The organism is Streptomyces aurantiacus (genome assembly GCF_001418335.1).
Classification (GTDB): Bacteria; Actinomycetota; Actinomycetes; order Streptomycetales; family Streptomycetaceae; genus Streptomyces; species Streptomyces aurantiacus.
In genome coordinates this window covers 11692-37547 of sequence record NZ_LIPP01000061.1, presented here as the reverse complement: position 1 = coordinate 37547, position 25856 = coordinate 11692, and the positions used below count along the sequence as shown (strand labels likewise).

Below are 25856 nucleotides of genomic sequence, written 5' to 3'. Positions count from 1 at the left end.
CCGGCCCTCAGAGGGAGGGCGGCGGTGCCGGGTCCGCGCCCCACGCCGCCGCGCACAGCGCCCGGTCGACCTCCTCCGTGTAGTGGGCCGCCGCGAGCCAGGCGCGGGCGAAGCGGTTGACGTCGGCGGGGACGAGACGGCCGAAGACGTCGCGGGACCGGTCCGCGGCAGCCGCATGGAGTTCGTCGAGGAGGTCTCCGGCGCAGGCGAGCCCGTAACGGCTCAGGCGCCGGCCGTCGGCGGCGCTGTCCCCCGGGAAGGCGAGGACGCGGCGCCCCGCCGAGGCCGCCTGGTGGACGCGGCGGCGCAGCAGATGCAGCGGCGCCTCGTCCAGGACGGCCGGGGGCCCGGCGGGCGGCATGGCCGGGGCGGGCAGATCCGCGTGCTGGAGACGGTCGAGGCCCAGGTCGAGATGGGCCCCGGGATCACGCGGGTGGTCCGTGGCGAGAAGCAGCGCCCGGGGTACGGCGGACGGTTCGAGGCGGGCGACGACTCGCAGCCGGGTGCCCGGGGTGGCCGCGAGGAGACGGAGGTTGTCGCGGTACGGAAGCGCGGGGTGGTCGTGGGCGGCGGCGAGACGGAGAGCCAGGCCCTCGCAGTCGGCGAGCAGGCAGTCGCCCGCCGCCTCGCGGACCGTGCCGGTGAGTGTCACATCGAGGAACAGCAGACCGTCCCCGCCGGTCAGGGCACGTGACACCTGTTCGGCGACAGGCGGCGTCCACAGGCGGTCGAGCGGTGCCTCGTGCCATGTGGCGCCCGACGCGCGAACGGCCCGCACGCCCGCGCCCGCACCCAGCCGGCCCGTCGGGGAGACGGTCGCGCCGGACACGGCCAGCCCGGCCCGCGACAGCTCGCGGTGGGTGAGAGCCGTGTCCCCGATCCGTACGGCCCGATCGGCCGCACCCACGGCCCGCCCGGAACCTCCCGGCGCGACGTCCGAGAGCGTGTGGAGGCGGCCCTGCGCGTCGACGGTCCAGGTGACCGCTCCCGCGTACCCGGTCGCCGTGAGGACGGGTTCGGAGAAGAGCCCGTACAGCCGCAGGGACCCGTCCGGAACGTACGGCTGCCGTGAAGTCCCGCGCAGGGCGGCCAGTTCGGGGCCGGTGGAGCGTGGCAGGCGATGCGCCGTCCCGAGGACCTCGCGCAGAGCGGCTGCGAGATCGGTGAGACGGTACGCCGGATCGACACCGCGGGCGGCGCGCAGCTGGGTGACCACGGAGACCGCCGAGGCGGCGACCCTGGGCAGACCGCTGATCCGCGCGGTGTGAGCGGCGCGCAGCAACTCCGCCTGCAGCACGGCGCCGGCCCCGTCCGTACCGGCTTCGAGTACGGCGGCCGCGGCGCCGTACATGGCCTGCGCGGCGGCGCACTGTTCGGGGGTGGCGGCCTCGGGCTCCGCCGCGGGCCGGGTGCTCGCCGGGTCGACGGAGAGCGGCGCGTCCGCTGCGTCCGGTATCGACCCGGAGCCGGGGTCAGAGGTGGAGTCGGGGTCGGCGATCGGGGCGGCGGAGGCCGCGGCCGCGCGGTGCAGGCAGTCCGGTGCCAGCAGGCAGCCGCAACGGATCGCGTCCACGCCGGTCACGATGCCACCGGGGGCGTGCAGTTCGAGGTGCGTGTCGTCGTCGACGGCGATGCGTACCGTGTCGCCGTCGCGCACGGACGGGCGCCCCGCGAGCTTGGCGATTCCGGCGTCCAGCCGTTTACGGAGCCGGGGAGTGAGCCCCTGAACGAGTTCGGCGGTCACGGACGGCGCGACCGGAGGCAGGTCGAGGCTCATGAGATCTTCTCCCCTACCCAGCGGGCGAGTTCGAGTGGGCTGAGGGCGGCGACGGGCATGCCCGCGGCGACGAGTTGTCCGGCGACGCCGGTCGAGTACCGGGGGCGACCGGTGTCGTCCAGACTCGCGCAGCCGAGTACGTGGCAGCCCGCCCCGACGAGGCCGCGGACCTCGGCGAGCAGACCACCGAGGGGGTAGCCCTCCTCGAAGTCGCTGACGACCACGACGAGCGTGCGGGACGGCACGGTGACGAGTTCACGGGCGTGGCGCAGTCCCGCGGCGATGTGGGTGCCGCCGCCAACACTGACCTCAAGCAGCAGCGACAGCGGGTCGTCGACATGTCCCGTGAGGTCGATGACCTCGGTCGAGAAGGCCAGGAAGTGCGTGGACAGGGTCGGTACTCCGGCCAGGACCGAAGCCGTCAGGGCGGCCCAGACGGTGGAGGCCTCCATGGACCCCGACACGTCGGTGACCAGGATCAGCCGCCAGTCCGCGGCACGTTTGGCGCGCGAACGGAAGACGGGGTGCTCCGGAATGACCTGCACGGTGCCGTCCGGGCCGCGGCGCGCGGTCGCGAGGTTGGCGCGCAGCGTGCGCGCCAGGTCGAGGCCGCCACCCGGCCGCCGGCTGGGGCGCGGCAGGGTCGTGCCGTGCAGTGCGGGGCGCAGCCGCGTGGCCAGTTCCCGGGTCAGCGCCTCGACCAGGCGACGGACCAGCGGGCGCAGGGCGGCCAGCCGTGTCTCGGGCAGCCCTCCGGCGTGCCTGAGCACGGTGCGCAACAGGTCGACGGAGGGCCGGGCGCTGTCCGGATCGAGTTCGACGAGCACGTCCTTGCGGCCCGACGCGGCGGCAGCCGCCAGCACCTCTTCCCGGATGCCCGGTCCGAACAGGGCGGCCAGTTCCTCGGACCACTCGCGCACTCCCGGATACGGGGCTTCGCGGCCACCGCCGGCGCCGCGCGGGCCCGGCCCCGTCAGATCGCCCCTGCTGCCCTCGCCGCGTCCACTGCCGTACAGCTCGTCCAGCGCGGTCGCCAACGCCGAGGCCGAGCGCGGCAGTTGATCCGTACGGCGGCCGAGCACGAGCCGCCAGCGATCGGCGGGCGCGAGGACATGCTCCTCGGGGAAGCCCTGGGCAACGCCGACAGGTCCCTCAGGTCCCTCAGGTGCGTCAAGTGCGCCAGGTGCATCAAGTGCTTCGGATACTTCAGGTCCCGGAGGCGGAGGCAGCAGCCCGAGTGCGCGCAGGGCGGCGCGCGCCGCGAGGTCCGCGCTGGTCCAGGTGGCGAGTGCGGCGGGGTCGACGCCGCCGGTGTCGCTCAGACGCGTGGTGGCCGGACGGGTGGTGGCCAGGCGCTCCTCGACGATGTCGAGGAGCCGGTCGCGTGCCGCGGGACTGAGGGCGTCGAAGCCTCCCCGGAGCGCGGGGAGCCGGTCGAGCAGCTGCCGGTCGGGCATCTCGGCCACCCGGTTGAGCAGCGGCTCCAGGGCGGGAGCCGCCGCCTCCAGGAGCGGACCCGCGGCGGTCAGTACTCCGATGAGGCGACCGGTGAGCTCGGACCGGGCCTGCGGGGTACCGGCCGCGTCGACCCACGAGGCGATGCGATCCCCCAGAGCACGCGGGTCCTCGTGTCCCAGGAGAACGCGTACGGCTCCGGCGGCGCCCCGCATCAGTGGGGAGCCGTCCGCGGCCAGCCGGGCGAGCGCGTCGGTGAGCCGTATGCCGCCCAAGAGGTCCGCCCGGTGGGCGAGTTCGAGCAGCGCGTGCGCGTCGGCCGGGTCCTCGGAGCCCGTGAGACCGTCCACCTGCCGCACCGCCGCGGCGGTCAACAGGTCGGTCACCGTGGCCACCAGGGCGGCACGTTCCTTGTCGACACCCAGCCCCGCGACATGACCGGCCCGCAGCCGGTCCGACAGGGCCAGACCGGCGAGGAGTTCCGGCAGCGTGGCGGAGTGCGGCAGTACGTCGCGGACGTCGGCGAGGCGTTCGTCCGTGAGGCCGGGCAGACCGCACTCGGCCGCCTGTCGAAGGCCGTGCAGGGTCTGCGCGGCCGTGGGCCCGCCCTCGTCCCGCTCCGCCCGCAGGCGTTCACGCAGCAGACCTTCGGCGGCCTGCGCGGGGGTGACTCCGCGGACACCGGCCGCGGTCAGCATGGCCGCCGTGGCGGGGGTCCAGCGCACCTCCCAGCGGGAGGTCAGAGCCTCCGTGCCGCCGGCACCGACGACCTCCGTGGGCTCCCCGTACGGCACACCGCACACGGTCAGTCGGCGTAGCAGCAGCTCACGGCGGCGGTCCAGGTCGGAGCGCAGCGGGTCGAGTCGCAGATCCCGTGAGGCGTCGGCGCCATGGCTGTCGGGGCCGGGCAGCCGCAGCGACGCCAGCTCGGCCTCCACCGCCGGAGCGAGTCCGCTGCGGGGCGCCCCGGGTGCCGGGCGGCCACCGCGCGTTCCCACGAGCACCCGCTCCATCGCCCGTGCGACGGCCCGCCCACGCCCGTACGGCTCACCCTGTGTGAGGACGGTCTGCACCGCTTCCACCAGCTCGCCCCGGCCGGCCGCGGGGAGCGCGCGCAACCGGGAGAGGTCTCCCGCGAGGCGGCTGATCTCCCGGGCGTCGGCGGGCCCCGACGGGTGGCCGAGGGCGCGCAGTTCGGCACAGATCCGTACGGCGGCGCGGGTCAGGGCCTCCTCCAGCGCGGCCGGGTCGCCCGCCGCGCGCAGGACCAGGTGCTGCCACTCGGGGTCCCGGATGCCCGCCGGATAGCCGGACCGCTCGTCGAGAAGCGCGTAGGTGTAGGGGATGAGCGACGTCGTCCATGCCGGGACGTGGGGGCGGTTGTCCGTGCCGCCGGGTCCGGGTGCGGGCGACCGGGCTTCCGCACCCGGGTCGGGGTCCGACCCCACCGTCGACGTCAACGCCGGTGACGTCAACGCCGGGGCGTGGAAGGCGCCGACGACCACGGCGGCACGTTCGCCGTTCGCGGTGGCGGCGGCCAGCCGGGCCCGCATCCACTCCTCGCGCCGCAGGTCCAGCGCGGACACGCCTCCCGAGGCTGCCGCGTCCTCGCGCAGCGCCCAGCCCGTCAGGAGGGCGGCGCGCCGCAGCGCTTCGGGAGGCGAGCCCGGGGCGGTGGCCTCGACGAGGCGGTCCCAGAAGTCGTCACCGGTACGGCCCGTGAGCCGGGCCCGCAGGGCGCCGGCGAGGCCGGCCGTGGCCGGTGCGGCCGGTGCGGCCAAAGATGCGGGGGCGGGCGCAGGTGCGGGACTGCCGGGTGGTTGTGGAGCCGAGGCCCGGTCGGCGAGCGGCAGGTCGCACGCGATGACCGGCACGTCGTGCCGCGCGGCCCAGCGCAGGGCGGCGAGCTCGGGCGAGAAGTCGGCGAACGGGTAGAAGGCCGGGCCCCGCGCGCCGCCCCCGTCACGGGGAGCGGCGGCGAGGGCGACCGGTGCCCGGGTCTCCTCATGGCTGAGCCAGGGCAGCCATTCCTGCATCTCGTCGGGGAGTTCGACGAGCAGCACGTCCGGCTCGGCCGCGGCCAGCAGCGCGGGCACGGCCGCGGCCAGGGAGGGCGCGTGGTGCCGTACGCCGATGAGGTAGGGCGCCGCCGGGTCGGTGAGGGCCGCGACGGCTTCGTCGGGGGAGAGGGGCACGGTGGTCAGTCCTCCAGGACGGTGCGCAGGTCCCACAGGGTGCGCCAGGTGGCGGAGCCCTGTTCGGCGCGGCGCCTGACGGGGCCGTCCCAGTAGCCGCGGAGCCGGGCCGCGTCGGCGGGGTCGTCCTTGCGGACCACGCCGAGGAGATGGCCCGGCAACAGGCCGAGGACATCGCGGTCGCCGGGGAAGTAGGCGGCGGCGAGCCCCAGCGCACCCGCCACGGACACGGCTTCCGCGGTGCTCAGCACGGTGGAGGGCCGCTCGATCTCCCAGCCCTCCGCGGACCGGCCTTCCCGCAGGTCCCGGAAGGCCGTGACGAGGGCTTCCAGTACGGCGTCGTCGACCCGGAAGGACGCCCCGGCCCGCTCGACCGAGGCGCGTGCCTGGCTGCGTACGAGCGCGATCTCGGCGTCGAGGTCCGCGATCGGCCCGACGGTCTCGAAGTTGAAGCGCCGCTTGAGCGCGGCCGACATCTCGGAGACCCCCTTGTCGCGCAGGTTGGCGGTCGCGACGAGGCAGAAGCCGGGCGCCGCGTGCGCCAAGGCGTCGTCGGTGCCCGCCAGTTCGGGTACGGCGATGCGCCGCTCGGAGAGCAACGACACCAGCGCGTCCTGCACTTCGGGCAGACAGCGGGTGACCTCCTCCACCCGGGCGACGGCTCCCCGGGTCATGGCGGTCAGGACGGGCGAGGGCACCAGGGCCTGCCGGCTGGGACCCTGGGCCAGCAGCAGCGCGTAGTTCCAGCCGTACTTCAGCTGGTCCTCCGTCGTGCCCGCGGTGCCCTGGACGACCAGGCCGCTGGTGCCGCAGACGGCGGCGGACAGCAGCTCGGACAGCATGGACTTGGCGGTACCGGGCTCACCGACGAGCAGCAGCCCCCGCTCACCGGCGAGGGTCACGACACACCGCTCGACCAGGGCGCGGTCGCCGACGAACTTGCCCTCGACGACAAGGCGCCGTGGCACGCCCTCGGGCGCCTGGGCGTCGTCGGGCAGTCGCAGGGCCCGGCCGTCACTGCCCATGACGAACGTGACGACGGCGCGGGGCGTGAGCCGCCACGCAGGCGGGCGCGGCCCGTCGTCGTACGCGGCGAGGAAGGCCAGCTCGGCGGCGTGCCGGTCCTCGGGCGGGGTGATCTGGCGGCCCACGGCAGAGCCGGGGGCGGGGGCCAGGGTGGTGGTCATCGGTGGTCCGTCCGGTCGGTTCGGTAGGTCGTCAGCAACGTCATCGGCGCCATCCGTGTCGTCGGCGTCACTGGCGTCGTCAGGGGGTTCGGCCGGGTGGCTCGGGCGGTGGTCATCGGCCGCGGCCCTTCCGGGTGGCGCGGGTGGTGAGCTTCTCGTAGGCGGGCGCGTCGCCGTCCTGGACGCGGTGCCAGGCACGGGCGAACAGGTCGGGGACCGGGAGGAGAGGTACGGCACGCGTGTTCGGACGTACCGGGTACAGGCTCTCCTTCCAGGTCTCCACCGGCAGGGCCGGGGACTTGAGGTCGCGCCATCCGCAAGGCAGGAACAGCGTGCGCCCGGCGCGCGGTCGCTTCGCCTCGACGACCAGGCCGGTGGCGGCCAGTTCGGTGCGGGCCTTCTTCAGGCGGACGGGCTTCCAGCCGGTCCAGCGGGCGCAGTTGCGGTCCGTCGGATCGGGCAGGGCCAGCAACTGGAGGTAGAGCGCCGCCGCGTCCTCGCCCAGACCGTGCGCCGCCGCCACCTCGGCGACCAGCGCGGGAGCACCGACGGTCGGGTCCTGGGCGTACCCGGCGGGTCCCTCGGGCTCGATGCCGGCCCGCAGAGCGTGGGCGAGTCCGTCGTCGAGGATCGCGCGCAGCGCCTGGAGGTCGCCGTCGCGCTCCGGTCCCACCAGACCCGCCAGGAGCCCGATGGCCGGGTCGTCCGGACCGGTGAGGACGGCGGGGCGCAGCAGGACCGTCTCCCGCTCGGAGTACCAGGGCCGCAGTACGAGAGCCTCCCCGACGGGTGTCAGGCCGTGTGCGTCGGCGCCTCCGGTGGCGGGAAGCCCGTACGCCTTCCGCAGTTCCACGGCTGTCGTGCCGCCCTTGTCCGTCCACGTGACGTCGAGGTCGAGCAGCAGTCCCGGGTCGGTGAGGCGGTGGCGCAGGGCGGCGAGGCCCTCGGGCAGGGCCGCGCGCAACGGGTGCCCGTACGGCAGGGCGTAGGCGAGCGAGGCCAGGGCGGCGACGGCGCGGGTCAGCGCCTGGCGTCCGGGCAGCGCCGCCGGGTCCACCGGAACGAGGGTGCCGTCCTTGTCCGGCCGGTGTTCCGTGGTGCGGCAGATCCAGGGGGTGAGCCCCGGATTGAGCACGGCCTCGGCGGAGCCGGCGGGCAGGCCGGCGAGATCGACCGTGAGGTCCTCGGGCAGACGGACGACGGAACCGAGACGCTCGGCCCACACCCGGCCCGCGGCCGCCGTGTCGGGCCCGGTCGTCCACAGGTCGGCGGGGTCCTCGGGCAGCAGGGCGCTCAGGAGCGCGGACCGGTCCTCCCGGCCGAGTGACGACAGGCGGCCGTTGCCCAGGTCCAGCTGCCGGGGCTTGAGCCCGAGCGTGGCGAGTGTGCCGGCACCGGGCTGCCTCGGACACGCGGCGAGCAGCAACGTGGCCTGGACGGGGCCCAGACCGTCGCGGGTCGCGGCGGCGAACACGGCGGGCGCCCCGGGCAGCCAGGGGGCGGCTCCCTTGTCCCGGATCAGCCGGGTGACGGCGGCGAGCCCGTTCTCGGGGAACACCGACGGCACCGCGGTCTCCCGCTCCAGGGCGAAGTGGGCGACGGCGCCGAACGCGCCGGACGGGTCGTGGTCCAGAGCGAGCCAATTGACCCGTTGACGCTGGTGGTCGATGCTCTCGATGCCGAGGAGGACCACGGTGCGGCCGTCCCGGCGCAGCACCTGACCGACACGCTGCTGCTTGGTGTACGGCTCGCTCAGCAGGATCTCGCGCAGCCCGTGGCCCGGCGTGGCCAGCGGCCCTTCGGCGACCGCTTCGAACAGCAGGAGCAGCGCTTCCCGCCCGACGTCGGGCACGGTGGGCATGGCGGCCCGATAGGCCAGCGGCCGCAGCACGGTCAGGAGCGACGGCCACCCCATGCCCATGCCGGGGACCGTGTACTCCTCACTGCGCCATCCCTCACCGAGAGCACCCGTCCGAGCGAGGTCGGGCAGCGGCTTGCCGTCCGCGGGCCGCCCGGACAGGACGTGGTTCACGGCCCGGATCTGGCGCAGCGTTCTCCACTGGTTGTCGCCTCCCCACCCTCCCCACAGTTCACCGATGCCGGCGGCAGCCTCCATCAGGGTGCCGTCGTCGCCGTCCTCGGGGCTGTAGTCGGCGAACATGCCTTCGCTCCGCCGCCGATCGGTCTGCGGCTTCTCGACGGGCGGCTCCACGAACGTGGCGACCGAACCGACGACCCGGAGCGCGGCACGGACCAGGGCGGACACGCCGGTGAGCGTCCGTTCGTCCGTGAGCCCGGGCAGGGTCTCGGACACGGCGCGCCGGACGAACGCGTCCGCGTCCGGGACGACGGGCTTGCCGTCGACGGTGGTCCTGGCGGCGTCACCGGCCTCGACGAGCCGGGCCTCACGCTCGGTCAGCGCCTGGGCCGCGGCGGCCAGGACGTCGGCCGCCGCCTCGTCGGTGAGCGCGCGCAGCACGGCGGACGCCCGCTCGTCGCGGGGGCGCAGCGCGTGCCAGAAGGCGACCGGCGGTACGAGCCGGGTGCCGGCGGCGAACTCCCCGCCGCGCTGACCGGGTGTCACCCGGCCGAGTTCGCCGGAGGCCGAGGTGTCCTCGGCGGCGAAGAGCGCGACCTGCCGGTTCAGGAGCGTGGCCACGGGCTCGGCGCCGCCGGGAAGGCGCAGCGCACCGAGGGGGAATCCGGCCGACCCGCGGCCGGCCGACAGCAGGGTGACGGTCCGGCCGTCCGGCGTACCGGTGGTCGTCCGGGCCTCCGCTCCCGTGCCCTCCGAGCGGACCCAGCGGCCGAGGACCGTGCCGTCGGTGCCGAACGGGCTGTGTTCCAGGCCGGGTTGGAGCGGCAGGACCTCGCAGTGGTGCTGCAGAAGGGTGGCGTCCTCGCGGATGCCCGACCGCAGGAAGGCGGGCAGGGAGGCACGTCCGTGTGTTCCGGTGGCCGGGTCGTACTCCAGCCAGACCTGCTGTCTGCCCTGCCTGCCCTGGCGCCAGAGCGTCGTGCCGTCACCGATGACGGGGCGGTCGGCCGGCAGGACGGTGTCACCGGCGTGCAGGGTGCGTCCGCCGGTGGCCCGGCCGCCGGCGGACAGCGGGATGGAGGGGCTACCGGCGTCGCTGCTGTACCAGTGGGGCACTTGCTCGCCGCCGAGGGTGAACACCTCGGACGGCCGGGCCGACCAGTAGCCGCGCTGCTTGGTGTCCTGCCGCCACATCACGAGCAGTTCGCCGTCGGTGTAGCGGAACTGCGGATGCGTCCAGCGGTCCAGCTCGACGGGCAGCCGCAGGTCGTGGTCGAGGAGCACCTCGTCCGGGCCGACGACGACGGCCTTGTGGCGGCGGGAGAGGATCAGCGCGGGCCAGGCGTCGGTCAGGCGCAGATGGTCGTCGCGGTCGGGAGCGGTCTCGCTGTCCAGGAGCCGCAGCCCCTCGTCGAGGGCGGGCCAGCCCAGTTCGTCGGGGATACCGGCCCGCAGGGTGCGGCCGAGCAGCGGCGCGATCTCGTGCTCCGCGACGCGCGCGACCGATCGCGGGCTGACCCGGGCGGCGACCGGACGGAAGGGGCGCAGGCGCTGGAGCGCGTCGCGGGCACCGGGCAGGCCCGTCGACGCGGCGAACGTCTCGGCGGCGTCGTCCAGCCATTCGCGCAGCACGTCGGTCAGCACGGGATGGGCGACGAGGCTCTCCAGCAGGCCCGAGGACAGCGTCCGGTCGTTGCCCAGTGCCCCGATGGCCCCGTGCAGCAGCGGCCGGAAACGCGCGTCAGCGGCGGTGGCGGTCAGATCGCGCCCCTCGGGCTGAGGATCGCGGAGCCAGCGGTCGAGGGCCAGATGCACGTCCTTGTCCGCGTCGGGCATCGCGAGGGGAATGCCCGACGCCACGCACAGGTCCAGCAGGTCGAGATCCGCGCCGGCGTGCCAGCGACCGGTGAAGAGATCCACGGCCCGGCCGTCGGCCCGTAGCCGTGGCGCCATCCGCTCGACGAGCCGGAGGGTGAGCGGGGAACGCTCGCAGACGGTGGCACCGTGCTTGCGGTGTGCGGCCCAACGGCTGAGCCAGTCCGCCGCGTCGATGCTGGTTGCGTCGATGCCGGCGGGCGCGTCGACGCCGGTGGCCGCGCTGCCGCCGCCCTCCGCCCGCGAGCCGTCCTCGCCGTTCTCGCCGCCCTCGCCGGTGAGGAGGCGGTCGGCGCCGCTCTCCGCGAGCAGCGTCAGCCAGAACTCGTCGTTCTTGGCGTCGCGTCCCAGACCGGTCGGCATGATCTCCAACAGCCGGGCGCGGACGGCCGGTTGCCGCTCGGCGAGGATCGGGAGAGTGGCCCGGAAGGCGGTCCAGAAGGAGGCGGGCGCCCGCACCGCGGCGGGTGAGGCGACCAGGTCGGCCACGAAAGAGCATTCCTCGGTGACCCGGTCGAGACCGGCGGCCCTGATCAGGCCGCGGGCGTCCTGCGGCAGCGACGCGTACGGCGGCATGCCGGCCGCGCAACGCTCCATGCACAACTGCCGGAACTGCGCCCATGCCGTCGCCGGGTCGAGCCGGTGGGCCAGGTCCTTCACATGTTCCTTGAGCGCCTTGACCGTCAGCGCTCCGGCGAAGGCGAACTCCAGGAACACGGCACGCTGCCGCTCCTCGTCGACGGTGAGCGCGTGGACCCGCTCGGCCTCGCGGGCCCTGCCGAAGAAAGTGGCGGCGTACGTCGTGTTCTCGTGCCGCAGGAAGATCCGGGCGGCCTGTTCGTAGAAGGTGGGCAGGAAGTGTGGCACGGCCCGGCCGAGCCGTTCGCCGAGCGCTTCGAAGCCCTCCTTGGCGGTGCCGGGGCGGGACTTGGCCTGGCGGGCGAGCCGCTCGACGTCCTTGACCAGTGCCAGCGCGTGGTGTCCGTTGGCCGGGTCGTTGACCAGCGCCCAGGCGGGGAAGCCGAGGGTCTCGCGGCGTACCTGTCCGACCTCGGGGGTCTCCGGTTCCCGGACCAGACCGAGGAACTCAAGGGCGAGGTCCTCGGCCTCACCGAGAGTGCCCGGCACGAGCCGGACGGCGAGCCGGCCGTCCAGCGCGGGATGCGTGTAGGTGCGTATGGTGAGGGTGTCGGCGTCCTCGCCGGTGGCGGCCCCCACTGGCAGGACGGCGCCGGCTTCGAGCAGCGCGGCCGTGGTGGTGTGTGCGTACGTGGTCATGCCGCCTGCTCCTCGTCCTCGATGTCACGCCCGGCGAACAGGGCGGCTGCCATGCGCATGCCCTCCGACCAGGCGACGGGCCCCACCTGACCGAGCTTCAGCACCCGGCCCGTGCCGTCGGTCCACATGAGGGGACCGGTCTCGGTCTCCTCGAAACCGTCGTAGTCGCCGATCCAGACCCGGGCCTCGACGCCGCGGGAGTCCTCCCGTACGGAGCAGACGGCGTTGCCGCCGCGTACGCGGTAGCCGAACTGGGTGGTCCTGCCCTGCAGGAAGCGCAGTTGCTTGAACGCGCCGCCCGCGAACTCCTCCACGGTGGTGGCCTCGGCGTCGATGCCCGCGGGGCGCTGCCACACTTCGCGGAAGAGCTGCTGGGCCCGCTGCTCGACGCCGAGTTCGACGGCGAACTCCCGCAGTTCTGCGAGGTCGTCGAGAAGGACGGGGTGCGGGAGGTGCACGAGCTCGGGGGTGATGCGCACGCTGTCTCCGTCGAGGTCGACCAGGCCGAGGCCGCGGTCGAGGTCGGCGTCCCGGAGGAATCCGGCCACTTCACCATCGGGACCGGTGACGACGAGATCGCGCAGAGCGCTCTGCCAGGCGGGATCCGGCCACACCCGGGCGATGACGGCGAACGGCACCGGAAGCGAGCGCACCATCCACTTCTCGACGTCGGTGAGGCATTGGCGTTCGTGCCGCTCCAGCCATTCGGCGAGCTGCCGCAGTCCCATGACCGCGGGATCCTCGGCGAGTCTGGCCGGTACGGACTTCAACTGCCGTCCCGCGCCGTTGCGGCACACCACCTTTCCGCCGTCGAGGCCGACCTCGTAATCGCCGGCCGTGACCCACCCCATATGTGCCTCCCCGCACTCCAGTGATCAAGTGACGGGAACTCTAGGTGAGAGCACTGACAACGCCTCACCGGCAACCGCCACGCGAACACCGTCCTGCACACCCTCACCCCACTCGGAGCGGCGCTCCTGCGCCTGCCCGAGCCGAGAGCCGCCAGCCCTCAGGGTGATCGGCGCAGTCCGGCGACGAGGATCTTCACCAGTCGGCGTGCGTCGTAGCGGTGATGGGTGCCGGCGCCCGCACAGAGGCCACCGACACCGCGCATGAGTTCGTACGCGTCCATGCCGGAGCGAATCTCTCCCGCGTCGGCCGCGGCGTCGAGCAACTCGGTGCACACGGGTACGAGCCGCTCGACGAAGTAGGAGTGCAGGGGGTCGAAGCAGGGGTCGTCCGACTGCAGCACGGAGGCGAGTCCCTGTTTGGTGACCACGAAGTCGACGAAGAGGTCGATCCACTGCGCAAGGGCCGCGTACGGGGTCGCGCTGGTCGCCAGCAGGGAGGGGCCGGTCTCGGCGAGGGCCTCCACCTGGTGTCGGTAGACGGCGACGATGAGATCCGCCCGCGTCGGGAAGTGGCGGTAGATCGTGGCCGTTCCGACGCCGGCCTCGGCCGCGATGTCGCGGATGGGCGCCTCCACGCCGGACGCGACGAAGACCGCGGCGGCCGAGTCGAGCAGGACCTCCTCGTTGCGTCGCGCGTCCGCCCGTTTGGGCCGGGGTGCACGTCCCGCGCCCCGCTCGCTTCCGCTCACCGCACCATGCCTCTCATCACCGGCTTTACTAAACGGGACAGTGTCCCGTATGTTCGGTCCTTGATACGGGACAGTGTCCCGTTTTCCTCATGATGGCAGACCGGGGAGCGGCGGCCAAACCGCGCACGGCCGCCATGCCGAACAGCCGGAAGAAGGAATTCACCCATGACCGCAGCAACCCCATCAACCGCGTCAACTGCATCAGGCGTATCAGACGCGTCAGGCGTGGCGGTGTCCGGCGTCGTCCTCACCGCACCCACCCCCGTCGTCTCGGTGAAGCCTGTGGTGCTGGAGGCGCCGGGCCGTGGCGAAGACCTGCGGGTGCGGGTCTCCGCGCCGGCGGCGGGGGACGACCTGCCGATCGTCGTCCTCTCGCACGGCTTCGGCTCGTCGCTGAACGGCTACGGCCCTCTGGCCGACTTCTGGGCCGCCCACGGCTTCGTGGTGATCCAGCCCACCCACCTCGACTCCAGGACGGTGGGCCTTCCCCAGGACGATCCCCGCACCCCGCGGCTCTGGCGCTTTCGTGTGGAGGACATGAAGCGCGTCCTCGACGGGCTCGACCTGCTGGAGGCCGCCGTTCCCGGTCTCGGCGGTCGCCTCGACCGGACCCGTATCGCCGCTGCCGGGCACTCCTTCGGCGGTCAGACCGCGGGCAATCTCCTGGGCCTGCGGGTCCTGGATCCGGTGAGCAAGAAGGAAGAGGACCTGTCCGACGCGCGGATCAAGGCGGGTGTGCTGCTCGCCACGGCCGGAAGGGGCGGGGCCGACCTGACACCGTTCGCGGCCGAGCACTTCCCGTTCATGAACCCGAGTTTCGAGAATATGACCACGCCGGCCCTCGTGGTCGCCGGGGACCAGGACGACTCCCCGCTGTCCGTCAGGGGACCCGAGTGGCTTGCCGATCCGTACTTCCTGAGCCCGGGTGACAAGAGCCTGCTCACTCTGTTCGGGGCGGAGCACTCCCTGGGCGGGATCGCCGGCTACGAGGTCCAGGAGACGACGGACGAGAACCCCGAGCGCGTCGCCCTGATCCAGCGGGTCACGTGGGCCTACCTCCGGCACGCGCTCGGCATCGAGGACGCCGGCTGGGCGGCGGCACGAAAGGCCCTGTCGGACGGCACCGACCCACTGGGCCGGATCGAGTCCAAGTAAGGCCCTGCGCGAGGGGGGCCGGAGCGGGCGATGTGAGGGGCGGGCGGAGTCAGGCGCTCACCGCCCTTGCCTCGGCCCCTGCCTCGACTTCCGCGTCGAACTGTTCGCGGTATGCGCGGGCGGAGGCCATCACTTTGTCGAGGGTGTCGCGGGTCTGGAGGAGTTCCGTGATGTGCGTGGTGAGCCGGTCGCGTTCCTCGCCCATGCGTTCGAGGGCGGCGTCCGAGTTCTCCTCGCTGGGGGCGTCGACGCAGGGGAGCAGCGCGGCGATGGTCCGGCTGGACAGGCCGGCCGCGTAGAGCCGCTGGATGAACGTGACGCGTTCGACCTCGTAGTCCGTGTAGTGGCGCTGCCCGCTGCTACTGCGCGTGCTGGTGAGCAGTCCCTGCTCCTCGTAGTAGCGCAGCGACCGGACGCTGACGCCGGCCCGTTCGGCGAGATCTCCGATGCGCATGTCGCTCTCCCTGTTGTTGCCTGCGTCGCTGTTGTCTGCGTCACAACACTTGCCTCTGACGTCAGTGTCAGGTTTTAGCGTAACCGTTGTGCCCGGGACCGGGCCACGGATCGTTGAGGAGTCCTGAAGTGACGAGCCTGTTCCAGAGCTATGAGCTCGGTGACCTGACGCTGCCCAACCGAGTGGTGATGGCGCCCATGACCCGGGTGAGGGCCGCCGCCGGCGGTCTGGCCACCCCGTCGATGGCGACCTACTACGCCCAGCGCGCGACCGCCGGGCTGATCGTGACGGAGGGCGTCCAGCCGAGCCTGATCGGGCAGTCCAACCCCGGCACGCCCGGCCTGCACACCGAGGAGCAGCAGGCCTCGTGGCAGCCGGTGACGGACGCCGTGCACACCAACGGCGGACGCGTCTTCGCGCAGCTCATGCACGGTGGACGCGTTTCGCATCCCGACACCACCGGCACGCAGCCCGTCGGCCCGTCGGCCGTGCCCGCCGTCGGCGACGTGTTCACGCCGACCGGGCCGCAGCCGGCTCCCGTACCCCGCGCCCTGGAGACCTCGGAAGTGCCGGAGCACGCCCGCTCCTACGGCGACGCGGCACGCCGAGCCGTGGCCGCGGGATTCGACGGCGTGGAACTGCACGGAGCCAACGGATACCTGATTTCCCAGTTCCTGTCGTCCAACGCCAACCTGCGGACGGACCGCTACGGAGGCTCCGTGGCCCACCGGATCAGCTTCGCCGTCGAGGCGGTGTCCGCGACCGTCGAGGCGGTCGGCGCGGCCCGCACAGGCATCCGGCTCTCCCCGGCCGGGACCTTCTGGGGCGTGCGGGAGTCGGAGGTCACGGAGCTCTACACCGCCCTGCTCGGCGAGTTGGCGCGGCTGGAAGTGGCGTACGTGCACATCGAGGCGACCGCGGACGAAGAGGTGCTGGTGGCGCTGCGCCGTGCCTGGCCGGGCGCTCTCATCATGAACCCGGTCCTGCCCATGGGGCCGAAGCAGACCGGCCGGTCCGACGCCGATCACTGGCTCGGCCTGGGAGCGGACCTCATCAGCTTCGGCCGCGCCTTCATCGCAAACCCCGACCTGGTGGAACGCCTGCGCACGGGTGTCCCCATCGCCCCCGTCGACGAGGCGACCTACTACCAGGGCGGCGACGCGGGATACCTGACCTATCCGGCACACCAGTACGGGGCCTGACACCGGCCGGCGGGCGCGGTCAGCGGTGCGGTGGTCGCGTTGTTCCTGCGGCTCGCCTGCTCGTCTGCTCGTCTGATCGCCGGCTTGCGGAGCGCCTCAGGGGCGTACCGGTGCTTCGAGTTCTCGCTTGAGGTTGCGCAGGGTTCTGTCGATGTTGCCGGCCTGGAAGGCGGCGAACGTCTTGCCGCCCGTGGCCACCCGGTCGAAGGTGTTGGCCACGAGCGTGGGCCAGGAGCGCCGGTCGTCGGTCCAGGTCTCCGTCACCCGCGTGCCGCTGCCTGCCGCCTCGAACCGGTATTCCCATGTGGCGATCGGCGCCTTCAGACGTGGCCGCTTGAGCCCGATGGCATGCACGCGGAAGGCGAAGCGGCTGCCGGGATCCGCCGCGGTGACGGTGCAGCGGGTGGTCCAGCGGAAGCCGCCGCGCTTGTTGTGCCCCTCGAAGACCGTGCCGACGTCAGCCGGCCCGTCCCCGCCCGAGACGGTCGCGCCGAGGTTCTCGGGGCTCCAGCGGCCCATCTGCGCGGGCCGGCTGAGCTCGCCGTACACCCTTGACGGTGATGCCTCGACCAGGATGCTGCGAGCGACGGTGAAGGTGCGGGGCATGGGCGCTCTCTCCCTGGGCGCGGAAGCTACTGGCAAGTAGGAACACTACTCCGGGCCTGTGTGCGGTGACGTTCGCGGTGGCGTTCGCGGTGACGATGTCAGTTACCCGGCGTTCCCGGCGCTGTCCGCGGAGATGCGGAACTCCAACTCGGGCCGGTCCCACACCACGGCCGGCGGATTCGCGGACGCGGTCCCGACGTGCACCGCGCCCACGCTGCGGTAGAAGCCCTCGGCGGGGGGATGCGACACCACCCGCACACGGTCGAGCCCGGCGGCACGAGCTTCGGACTTCAGGTGCGCGACGAGCAGCCGCCCGACCCCGCGCCCCTGCGCCCGGTCGGCGACGAACATCAGGTCGAGCTCCGGCGGAGCGAGGACGAGCGAGTAGAACCCGAGTACTTGGCCGCCGCCTTCACTGCTGCCGCCGCCTTCACCGCCCCCGCTGCCTTCACCGGTGGCGTCGGCGGTGTCGGCAGTGACAGCCACGAAGACGCGGTGGGTCTCGATGTAGTCCGGGCCTACGCGGTAGCCCGCCACCATGGCCGCGTACTGCCCCTCGTAGGCGCGTGAGCCGCGCACGAGCCGTGTGAGCCGTTTGGCGTCCCGCGCGGTGGCCCGCCGGACCGAGATCGCCCCACCTGCGGTTGTAAGACTCCGATTCACTCAGTGAATATTACGTGCCGGGGAGCGCAATGACGACTCCGGTAGCGTCCGCAGCGAAAACGAGTGGAGCGTCGGACTCGTCGGCCTCTACCTTCGACCGCATGGCTGACGAGTGCTTCGGACATCCACGGCTCGCCGCGATCTATGACCCGCTCGACCCGGACCGCAGCGATCTCGACGCCTATACCCGCATGGCGGAGGAGTTCGGAGCGCGGCGGGTGCTGGACATCGGCTGTGGGACGGGAGTGTTCGCCCTTCTCCTGGCCGATCGGGGTATCGAGGTCGTCGGGGTCGATCCCGCCGCGGCGTCCCTCGATGTCGCCCGGGGCAAACCGGGCGGCGAGCGGGTGCGTTGGATCCGCGGCGACGTGACAGCACTCCCGCCGCTGCGGGTCGACCTGGCGACGATGACGGCGAACGTCGCCCAGGCCATCGTGGCTCCTGAGAGCTGGCGGGAAACTCTGCGGGCGGCTTACCGGGCCTTGCGGCCGGGCGGGCGGCTGGTGTTCGAGACCCGGGATCCGGCCAGGCGTGCCTGGGAGGACTGGAACCGTGAGCAGTCGTACTCCGTCACGGAGATCCCGGGCGTCGGCACAGTCGAGAGCTGGCTCCAGGTGACCGACGTGAGCCGGCCGTTGGTGACGTTCCGGTCGACGTATGTGTTCGCCGCGGACGGGCAAGTGCTGACGTCGCACTCGACCCTGCGGTTCCGTGAGCGGCAGGAGGTCGAGGCCGATCTGAGCGCGCAGGGCTATGTGATCGACGACGTACGCGACGCTCCTGATCGTCCCGGCCGGGAGTTCGTCTTCCTTGCCCGGCGCCCGGCGGCCTGAGGCGCGCCCGCATGAGGCCGGGCGCGGGGGAGCGTCGGCCCCGCGGGTGTGGCCTCAGTCGGTGGCGGCGGTGAAATGGTCGGTGCCCAGCACCGTGAGCAGGGCGAGCTTCTCGTGGCTTTCCGTACCCGGCGTGGCAGTGAAGATGAGAAGCGACTGGCCCTGGTCCGGTTCGAGCAGGAGTTGGCAGTACAGCTCCAGCTCTCCTACCTGGGGATGGACGAATCGTTTGGTCTCGCTCCACCGCAGGCCCACCTCGTGGCGTTCCCACAACCGGGCGAACTCGTCGCTGGTGCGCAGCAGGACGTCCGCAAGGTCCGCCGAGGGGGAGCCGGGCCCGTCCCGGGTGACAGCCGCCCGCAGTAGCACGACGTTGATACGGCTGTTGTCGGCGTACTGCTCGGGGTGGTACCGGCCACGGGAGTCCGGGTCGGTGAACCAACGGTACGTCGCGCTGCGGGCGTTGCCGCTGTAGTGGGTCTGGTCGCCGAGCAGTGCCACCGCGGACGGCGTCTGGAGCAGCGTCTCGCCCAGCGGGCCCATGACCTGCGCGGTGGTGCCGGCCAAGCCGTCCATGACCCGCATAAGGCCGGGGCTCACATGCTGGAGCCGCACGTCACGGCGGGCGGTGCGGTAACCGGCGAGCAGGAACAGATGATCGCGTTCGTCCGGGGTCAGCCGCAGGCCGCGGGCGATGGCCGCGGTCATCTGCTCCGACGGTTGCGGTCCGTCGCCGCGTTCCAGCCGGGCGAAGTAGTCGGCGGACATGGTGCACAGCTCCGCCACCTCCTCGCGCCGCAGGCCCGGAGCGCGCCGGCGTTGCCCGCGGCGCAGCCCGACGTCCTCGGGTTGCAGCGCCGTACGCCGGGTGCGGAGGAAGGCGCCCAGAGATGAGCGATCGAACGTATGGTCCATGGTCCCCATCCTTGGCCGTCCGGCGCGGCTCAGCCACGACCTCCGAGTCAGCGGTTGCGGGGGTCCCTCATCCGGGAGTGATCCCGGTCAACGGCGCTGCCGGGTGTTGAGCCGGGCGGCCTGTCGCGTCAGGTGGTCGCGCTCGGCGAGGTTGGGGGCCTTCTGGGCCGCCTCGGCGTACAGCCGCGCCGCCGTCGCCAGGTCTCCGTCGCGTTCGTGGAGGTAGGCCGCCACCGCGGTGTGGCGCGGCAGTGCGTCGTCCAGCGCGGCGAGCGCCGCCAGTCCGGCGCGGGGACCGTCGGCCTCCCCGACGGCCACCGCGCGGTTGAGCCGGACGACCGGGCTGTCGGTCAGGCGCGCGAGCTCGTCGTACCACTCGACGATCTGCACCCAGTCGGTCTCCGCGGCGATCGGCGCGTCGGCGTGCAGTGCCGCGACGGCGGCCTGGGCCTGGTACTCGCCCAGCCGGTCGCGGGCGAGGGCCGCTTGCAGGATCTCGACGCCCTCGGCGATCGACTCGGTGTCCCACCGGCCGCGGTCCTGCTCGGCGAGTGGTACCAGGCTGCCGTCGGGCGCGGTCCGGGCCGCGCGCCGGGCGTGGTGGAGCAGCATGAGGGCGAGCAGCCCCGCCACCTCCGGGTGGTCGATCACGGCGGCGAGCTGCCGGGTGAGGCGGATGGCCTCGGCGGCGAGGTCGACGTCACCGGAGTAGCCCTCGTTGAAGACCAGGTAGAAGACGCGCAGCACGGTGGCCACGTCGCCGGCCTTGTCGAACCGCACTCCGGAGACCGTGCGCTTGGCCCGGCTGATGCGCTGCGCCATGGTCGCCTCGGGCACCAGATAGGCCTGGGCGATCTGACGGGTGGTCAGTCCGCCGACGGCGCGCAGGGTGAGCGCGACCGCGGACGACGGGGTCAGCGACGGGTGGGCGCACAGGAAGTAGAGCTGGAGTGTGTCGTCCACCGTGGGCGCGGGCCCGGGTCCCGGCTCCTCGTCGACACGGTCCTCACGCCGGCGGCGGGCGGTGTCCGCACGGGTCGCGTCGAGGAACCGGCGCCAGGCCACGGTGACCAACCAGCCCTTCGGGTCCCGCGGCAGCTCGGCCGGCCAGACGCGGACCGCCTCGATCAGCGCGTCCTGCACGGCGTCCTCGGCCGCCGCGAAGTCCGCTCCGCGGCGGACGAGGATTCCGAGCACACTCGGTGTGAGGCTCCGGACCAGGGCATCACTCATCGGAGAGGTCACTCCGTGATGGTATGCGCCCCGGTCAGGAACGGGCGCAGCTCCAGCCACTCGTGGATCGGCTTCCCGCCCGCCCCGGGGGCGGCCGACAGCTCCCCGGCCAACTCGACGGCGCGCTCATGGGTGTCGACGTCGATCACCATCCAGCCGGCGATGACGTCCTTGGTCTCGGCGAACGGGCCGTCGGTGACCGGCGGGTGCCCTTCGCCGTCGTACCGGACCCACGTCCCTTCGGGGGCAAGTGCCTGACTCTCGACGAACTCGCCGGTTCCCTCAAGCCGGTCCGCGAAGTCCTGCATGTACTGCACGTGGGCCGAGATCTCCTCCGGGGTCCACTGCGCCATGGGCACGTCGTTGACCGCCGCAGGCGCGCCGCGGTAGTGCTTCAGCAGCAGGTACTTGGCCATGGTGGTTCTCCTCGGTACGTACGGATGCGGCCCATTGTGGTCGCCTTCACGACGAGGACGGAGCCAGGCACGGGTTCTCGACATCGGCGCCCGCTTTTCTTTCATGTCCTCCACACCGCGGAGACTCCTGCTGTCAGCGGCCGGTGGAGCCGTCGATGTGCTCTCGGAGGATGTCGGCGTGGCCGGCGTGCCGGCCGGTCTCCTCGATCATGTGCACCAGGACCCACCGCATGGACGGCGCCGGTCCCGGGCGCGGGGACCGCGGAGCGGGCAGCGCCAGGTCCGGGCAGGCCTCGATGACCTGGTTCGCCTGCTCGATCGCCGTCCGGTAGCCGGCGAGCACGCTGTCGGCCGTCTCCTCCGGGGACGGCCGCATGGTCCGGCCCCAGTCGTCGGGCTGCTCGCCGAGGAAGTAGAACCGTTCGACGTACGTCACATGCTTGACCAGCCCGAGGAGGTTGGTGCCGGAGGGCACACCACCGGTGCGGACCTGCGGTTCCGGCACGCCCGCGGCCTTGTCCGCGATCGCGTTTCGCAGCTGGTCGAGGAATCCCAGCAGGGTGGCCTTCTCATCGGCGCCGGTCCGCGGAGGCCCGGTGTCCTTGCCCCTCGGCCCGGGTTTCCGCGCGCGGTCGCGTTGCGACGTGTCGCTCCGGTCCGAGGTCTCGTCCGACATGTCGTTGAGGGGGTGGGCGCTCATGCGGCGGTTCGCTGGATGAGCAGGACGTTGTCGGTGACGGTGGCGGTCTCGCCGGCGGGGCCGACGGCCTGGCGGCGCGGCATCTCGGCACGCACGACGGGCCACTGCCCGGGGTCGAGGCCGAGGTCGGCGGCGACCTCGCCGGGTGTGGGGTAGTGGGTGTCCGGGTCCCGGTTCCAGGACCAGGGCGCGGTGGAGCCGTGGTCGACGATCAGGAGCAGACCCCCGGGACGCAGGGCCCGGGCCGCGGCGCGCAGCACACGGCCGCGGGGCAACGGGAAAGGGGTCTGGAGGTACTGGGCGGAGACGAGGTCGAATTCTCCGGCCGGGAAACTCCGGGCCAGATCGTGCTGTTCGGCGGTGACCCGGCCCCCGACGCCGAGATCACGGGCGTGCGTACGGACCCCGTCGACGGCGGTGCTGGAGATGTCCACGGCGGTGACCTGCCAGCCGTGCCGGGCGAGCCAGACGGTGTCGCCGCCGGCCCCGCAGCCCAGATCCAACGCGGCTCCGGGTGCCAGTGGTTCGGCCGTCTCGACGAGCAACGGGTTAGCGCGCTCACCCCAGATGCGCCGAGTGCTGTGGTGCTTCTCCCAGAACAGCTCGGCGTCGTCGCCCGGCGGGTTCGCGGCACCCGCGGAGCCGGTGTGAGGGTGTCGGCCTCGGGTGGTGTCCATGTGCTGTGGCTCCTTCGTCGGTCAGAAATGCCGGCATCCGGGCGGTGCCGGACACCGGGTTCTTTCGGCACGGCCAGCATCGGGACCGCCGACTCGGCCACGCAAGGAAAGTTGCGGATCCGCACGAGGAGGCCATGAACAGCACCGAAAGGGACGCCCTCGCAGAAGTAGAAGTAGAAGTGGGAGTGGGAGTGGGAGTGGGAGCCGGGGTCAGGGGGCCGGGGACCGAGGTGCGCGCGTCGCCGACCCGTCCCGTAGCCGGAGGCTGATCAGCGCTGTGACGACGAAGACGGCGGCCTCGTAGGTCATGGCGTGCCGGATCGCGTCGGCCGGGCCGGCGGCGGGCGCGAAGTAGGCCAGGCCGGCCGCCGTCACCCCGATCGACCCGCCGAGTTGCTGTGCGGTGGGCAGCAGCCCGGACACCGAACCGGCCGCGGCGCCACCCACCCCTGCCAGCACCAGCGTGAACGCCGAGGCGGTGAACGAACCGAACGCGGCGCCGCCGACGGCCAGCACCGGCAACGCCACCCAGCGTCCGGTCGAGGACCCCACGAGCGGAGCGAGCGCCAGGGCCATCCCCGCCAGGGCCAGCGACGCGACCGTGAGCACGGTTGATCCGTGACGCCGCGCGGCAGCGGGCGCACCCCGGCTGCCCAGGACGGCCGCGGCCGCGAACGGCGCGGAGGTCAGCGCGGCGGCGAGAGCGGAATACCCGGCGGCGGACTGCAGATGCAGGAACAGCAGGTACGTGAACGACGGCACCCCGGCGTTGAACACGAACACGAGCAGAACTCCCCATCGCGCCGTCCGGTCACGGAACACGGACGGATGGATGAGGGGGTCCGGCCGGCGGGAGAGGGCCCACGCGAAGTATCCGAGAGAGACCGCGGACACGGCGAAACCGGCCCACGTCCACCACGGCCAGCCGGCCTCCCGTCCCAGTGCCAGCGGCAGCACGAGCGCGCCGAATCCCACGGTGGTCAGCACCGCGCCCGCCCCGTCGACGCGCTGTCCGTCCGCGCCGCGTGTACGGGGCAGTGCGCGCGCCCCCACCAGGGAGACGAGTGCTACCGGCACCGTGACCAGGAATATCGGGCGCCAGCCGAGTCCGAACAGGTCGGCGCCCACGAGGAGTCCACCGATCAGCGGACCGGCCAGCGACGCCACTCCCATCGTGGCGCCGAACAGGCCGAGGGCACGTGGCCGCCGCGCCGCCGGGACGGCGACCTGGATGATCGACAGGACCTGCGGGGCGACGAGGCCACTGCCCGCGCCCTGCAGCAGCCGGGCCGTGATGAGCGTTGCGGTGTCGGGGGCGCACGCGCAGGCCACCGAGCCGATCGTGAACACCACGGTGCCCAGTACGAACAGCCGACGGTAGCCGTACCGGTCACCCAGCCGCGCGGCCGTGATGAGCAGGCACGCGTACGTCAGGGTGTAGCCGGCGAGGACGAGCTGCACCGCCCCCGGCCCGGCGCCCAGGTCGTCCCGTATCGCGGGGGCGGCGACCTGGGCGATGGTGACGTTGAGCAGCTGTACGAAGGTCGCGCTGAGCACCACGGACAGGACGAACCGCTCCTCGCCCATGGACCGCTCCTTGCCCGTGGACCGCTCCTCGCCCACGGACCGGCCCTTGTTCACGGGGACAGGACGAGGGCCGCTCACAGGACGAGTGCCGCGGCGAGTTCGCGCGGCCGGGCGGCGAACGGGCTGTGGCTGCCCGGCAGGGTGCGTACGGTGAACGGATTGTCCGGCATGGCCCGGTCGGCCTCCGCGATCATCAGGTCCTGCACGGCCGGCGTCAGTGCGCGGTCGTCCGCGCAGCGCAGGAACGTCCGCGGGATCCGTCCCCACCGGGCCGCGGTCACGGTGACCGGGGTCGTCGGGATCGCCAGCGGCAGGTCGGGGCTCAGCGCGGTGCGCCAGCGGTCGAAGTGCTCGCGGGGCGTGTCGTGATAGTGGGTCTGCCGCAGTTCCTCGACGTAGGCCGGGTCGGCGGAGAGCGGGTTGATGCGTACGGCGCCCAGCTTCTGCGGATCGCCGACGTGAAGGGTCTGCCCCCGCGCGGTGGCGTTCTCGGGTGAGCCGAGATAGTCGTAGAACCGTGGGCGTCCAGCAGGGACGAAAGCTGACAAGTAGACGATCCTGTCGACGAGTTCGGGTGCTCGCTCGGCGGCCAGTGACGCAGGGCCGCCGCCCGCGCTGTGCGTGACGAGTACGACACGCGGGTGGTGGCGGACCTGGCGCAGCGTGTCCACCACGGTCTCGGCGCAGTCGTCCGTCGTCAGAGCGGCGAGCCGGGATTCCTCGGTCGGCAGACCGGGCTGGCCGGGCAGGAGGTAACCGGTGGGCAGAGGCGCGTCGAAGCCGTGCCCGGGCAGGTCGACGGCCACACTCGCCGCGCCGAGTCCGGCCAGGGCGCGCTGGGTGGGCGCCCACTGCCCGGAGCTGTGCCAGGCACCGTGGACGAAGACGAAAACGGTGCCGGTCAGGGGAAGGTCTGTCATGCCTCCATCTCAGATCACCACGGCTCTGTCATCCAGCGAAAGATCTGACAAGCTGGGTGACGATACTTCTGAGATATCGACGGAGGTCGATCATGGAGGTCGATCATGGAGGCTGATCATGGAGGCGCGACATCTGCGGTACGCGCTCGCGCTCGCCGAGCACGAACACTTCGGCCGGGCGGCCGGCGCACTGGGGATCGCGCAGCCTCCGCTGTCCAAGCAGATCGCCGACCTGGAGCGCGAGGTCGGGGCCCGGCTGTTCGACCGTACGCGCCAGGGCGTGTTCCCGACGGCGGCGGGCGACGCGTTCCTCGCCCGGGCGCGGCGGGCGCTCGACGAGGTGGCGGCGGCCGTGGTCGAAGCGGGACGGGCCGCGCGCGGTGAGACGGGCCGGCTTCGGCTGGGTTTCATCGCCTCGGCCCTGCTCGAACCCCTGCCGACCGTCCTGGGCCGGTTCGGGCGCGAGCGGCCCGATGTGCGGCTGGAACTCCATGAGATGGCGACCAGTCGCAGTACCGCCGCGCTCGTCGCCGGTGAACTGGACGTGGCGATCACGCTCGGCCGTCCACGGGGTGCCGGAGCCGAGCGCCTGGTGTCCGTCCCGGTCGGGCACGACCATCTGATCGCTGTCGTGAGCACCGCGCACCCCTACGCCGGCCAACCGTCGGTGAGTGTCGACCAGTTGCGACAGCAGCCGCTGATCGTGGCGCCCGGCGAGGACGAGCCCGTCGTCGGCGCCGGGCTGCGCGCACTGCTGGGCGAGGATTCCCCTGCTCTCGGCGGTGCGACCGTCGCGAGGGACATCCACACGATCATCGGGCTCGCCGCGTCCGGGGTGGGTGTCGGTCTGGGACCCTCCCGCATGCTGGCGGCCCCGCGCCCGGGAGCGTGGTTCTGCGAGGTGACCCCGCGCACGCCCCTGCCCGACCTGGTCCTGTCCTTCACCGCCCGGGATCGCTCCCCGGCACTGAGCGCCTTCCTCGACATCATCCGGAAGAACTGCCCCGACGTCGGAGCCGCACTCGACCACCGGCTCGGCGCGCACTGCGAGCAGCGTGGACAGGACCTGGCCGACAGCTAGTTGATGCCG

The 25856-nt window shown here is 72.9% G+C and carries 20 protein-coding genes; 4 read left to right on the top strand and 16 right to left on the bottom strand.

Going from position 1 to position 25856, the window contains the following annotated elements; translation table 11 throughout:
• Positions 1-7: 7 nt before the first annotated feature.
• The 6 genes from AOK01_RS09540 to AOK01_RS09515 all read right to left on the bottom strand — a co-directional run bounded on the left by AOK01_RS09540 (position 8) and on the right by AOK01_RS09515 (position 13405).
• The gene (locus AOK01_RS09540; protein WP_055510491.1) at positions 8-1777 is read right to left on the bottom strand and encodes a hypothetical protein; all 1770 of its coding nucleotides are present in this window, start codon (positions 1775-1777) and stop codon (positions 8-10) included.
• The gene (locus tag AOK01_RS09535) at positions 1774-5427 is read right to left on the bottom strand and encodes a vWA domain-containing protein (protein ID WP_055510489.1); all 3654 of its coding nucleotides are present in this window, start codon (positions 5425-5427) and stop codon (positions 1774-1776) included. The genes AOK01_RS09540 and AOK01_RS09535 overlap by 4 nt, the downstream gene beginning before the upstream one ends.
• 5 nt (positions 5428-5432) lie before the next feature.
• Complete coding sequence (locus tag AOK01_RS09530) at positions 5433-6614, bottom strand: ATP-binding protein (protein ID WP_055510486.1); 1182 nt, start codon at positions 6612-6614, stop codon at positions 5433-5435.
• Positions 6615-6726: 112 nt separating this feature from the next.
• Complete coding sequence (locus AOK01_RS09525; RefSeq protein WP_055510484.1) at positions 6727-11805, bottom strand: hypothetical protein; 5079 nt, start codon at positions 11803-11805, stop codon at positions 6727-6729.
• The gene (locus AOK01_RS09520; RefSeq protein ID WP_055510482.1) at positions 11802-12656 is read right to left on the bottom strand and encodes a DUF4132 domain-containing protein; all 855 of its coding nucleotides are present in this window, start codon (positions 12654-12656) and stop codon (positions 11802-11804) included. The genes AOK01_RS09525 and AOK01_RS09520 overlap by 4 nt, the downstream gene beginning before the upstream one ends.
• A gap of 158 nt (positions 12657-12814) precedes the next feature.
• A complete protein-coding gene (locus AOK01_RS09515) occupies positions 12815-13405 on the bottom strand; it encodes a TetR/AcrR family transcriptional regulator (RefSeq protein WP_055510479.1) in 591 nt (196 codons plus the stop codon).
• Between the two features lie 225 nt (positions 13406-13630).
• On the opposite strand from AOK01_RS09515, the gene AOK01_RS09510 reads away from it, so the two are divergent.
• A complete protein-coding gene (locus AOK01_RS09510; protein WP_079103294.1) occupies positions 13631-14560 on the top strand; it encodes an alpha/beta hydrolase family protein in 930 nt (309 codons plus the stop codon).
• 49 nt (positions 14561-14609) lie between these two features.
• Here the strand turns inward: AOK01_RS09510 and AOK01_RS09505 are convergent, their stop codons facing one another.
• Complete coding sequence (locus AOK01_RS09505; protein WP_055510475.1) at positions 14610-15014, bottom strand: MerR family transcriptional regulator; 405 nt, start codon at positions 15012-15014, stop codon at positions 14610-14612.
• A gap of 128 nt (positions 15015-15142) precedes the next feature.
• On the opposite strand from AOK01_RS09505, the gene AOK01_RS09500 reads away from it, so the two are divergent.
• Positions 15143-16216, top strand: a complete 1074-nt coding sequence (locus tag AOK01_RS09500; protein ID WP_055510473.1) for an alkene reductase — start codon at positions 15143-15145, stop codon at positions 16214-16216.
• A 96-nt stretch (positions 16217-16312) separates the two neighbouring features.
• Here AOK01_RS09500 and AOK01_RS09495 read toward each other — a convergent pair whose 3' ends face one another.
• Both AOK01_RS09495 and AOK01_RS09490 read right to left on the bottom strand, forming a co-directional pair.
• A complete protein-coding gene (locus AOK01_RS09495; protein WP_055510471.1) occupies positions 16313-16822 on the bottom strand; it encodes an SRPBCC family protein in 510 nt (169 codons plus the stop codon).
• Between the two features lie 102 nt (positions 16823-16924).
• Positions 16925-17485, bottom strand: a complete 561-nt coding sequence (locus AOK01_RS09490) for a GNAT family N-acetyltransferase (protein ID WP_079103293.1) — start codon at positions 17483-17485, stop codon at positions 16925-16927.
• 101 nt (positions 17486-17586) lie between these two features.
• On the opposite strand from AOK01_RS09490, the gene AOK01_RS09485 reads away from it, so the two are divergent.
• A complete protein-coding gene (locus AOK01_RS09485; RefSeq protein WP_055510467.1) occupies positions 17587-18318 on the top strand; it encodes a class I SAM-dependent methyltransferase in 732 nt (243 codons plus the stop codon).
• Positions 18319-18372: 54 nt separating this feature from the next.
• Here AOK01_RS09485 and AOK01_RS09480 read toward each other — a convergent pair whose 3' ends face one another.
• The 7 genes from AOK01_RS09480 to AOK01_RS09450 all read right to left on the bottom strand — a co-directional run bounded on the left by AOK01_RS09480 (position 18373) and on the right by AOK01_RS09450 (position 24766).
• Positions 18373-19233, bottom strand: coding sequence for an MmyB family transcriptional regulator (locus AOK01_RS09480; RefSeq protein WP_055510465.1), 861 nt, complete (start codon positions 19231-19233; stop codon positions 18373-18375).
• Positions 19234-19320: 87 nt separating this feature from the next.
• Positions 19321-20466 (bottom strand): RNA polymerase sigma factor, encoded by a 1146-nt coding sequence (locus AOK01_RS09475; protein ID WP_055510463.1) that lies wholly within the window; start codon positions 20464-20466, stop codon positions 19321-19323.
• A gap of 8 nt (positions 20467-20474) precedes the next feature.
• The gene (locus AOK01_RS09470; protein ID WP_055510461.1) at positions 20475-20882 is read right to left on the bottom strand and encodes a YciI family protein; all 408 of its coding nucleotides are present in this window, start codon (positions 20880-20882) and stop codon (positions 20475-20477) included.
• 133 nt (positions 20883-21015) lie between these two features.
• Entirely contained in the window at positions 21016-21558 is a 543-nt protein-coding gene (locus tag AOK01_RS09465) for a DinB family protein (RefSeq protein WP_055510513.1), read from the bottom strand.
• A 20-nt stretch (positions 21559-21578) separates the two neighbouring features.
• Positions 21579-22259 (bottom strand): class I SAM-dependent methyltransferase, encoded by a 681-nt coding sequence (locus AOK01_RS09460; protein ID WP_079103292.1) that lies wholly within the window; start codon positions 22257-22259, stop codon positions 21579-21581.
• Between the two features lie 210 nt (positions 22260-22469).
• Positions 22470-23900: an MFS transporter gene (locus AOK01_RS09455; RefSeq protein ID WP_245702190.1), complete on the bottom strand. Its 1431-nt coding sequence runs from the start codon at positions 23898-23900 to the stop codon at positions 22470-22472.
• Between the two features lie 20 nt (positions 23901-23920).
• Positions 23921-24766 (bottom strand): alpha/beta fold hydrolase, encoded by an 846-nt coding sequence (locus AOK01_RS09450; protein ID WP_055510459.1) that lies wholly within the window; start codon positions 24764-24766, stop codon positions 23921-23923.
• A gap of 118 nt (positions 24767-24884) precedes the next feature.
• Between AOK01_RS09450 and AOK01_RS09445 the strand changes: the two genes are divergently transcribed.
• The gene (locus tag AOK01_RS09445) at positions 24885-25847 is read left to right on the top strand and encodes a LysR family transcriptional regulator (RefSeq protein ID WP_055510457.1); all 963 of its coding nucleotides are present in this window, start codon (positions 24885-24887) and stop codon (positions 25845-25847) included.
• Positions 25848-25856: the final 9 nt, after the last annotated feature.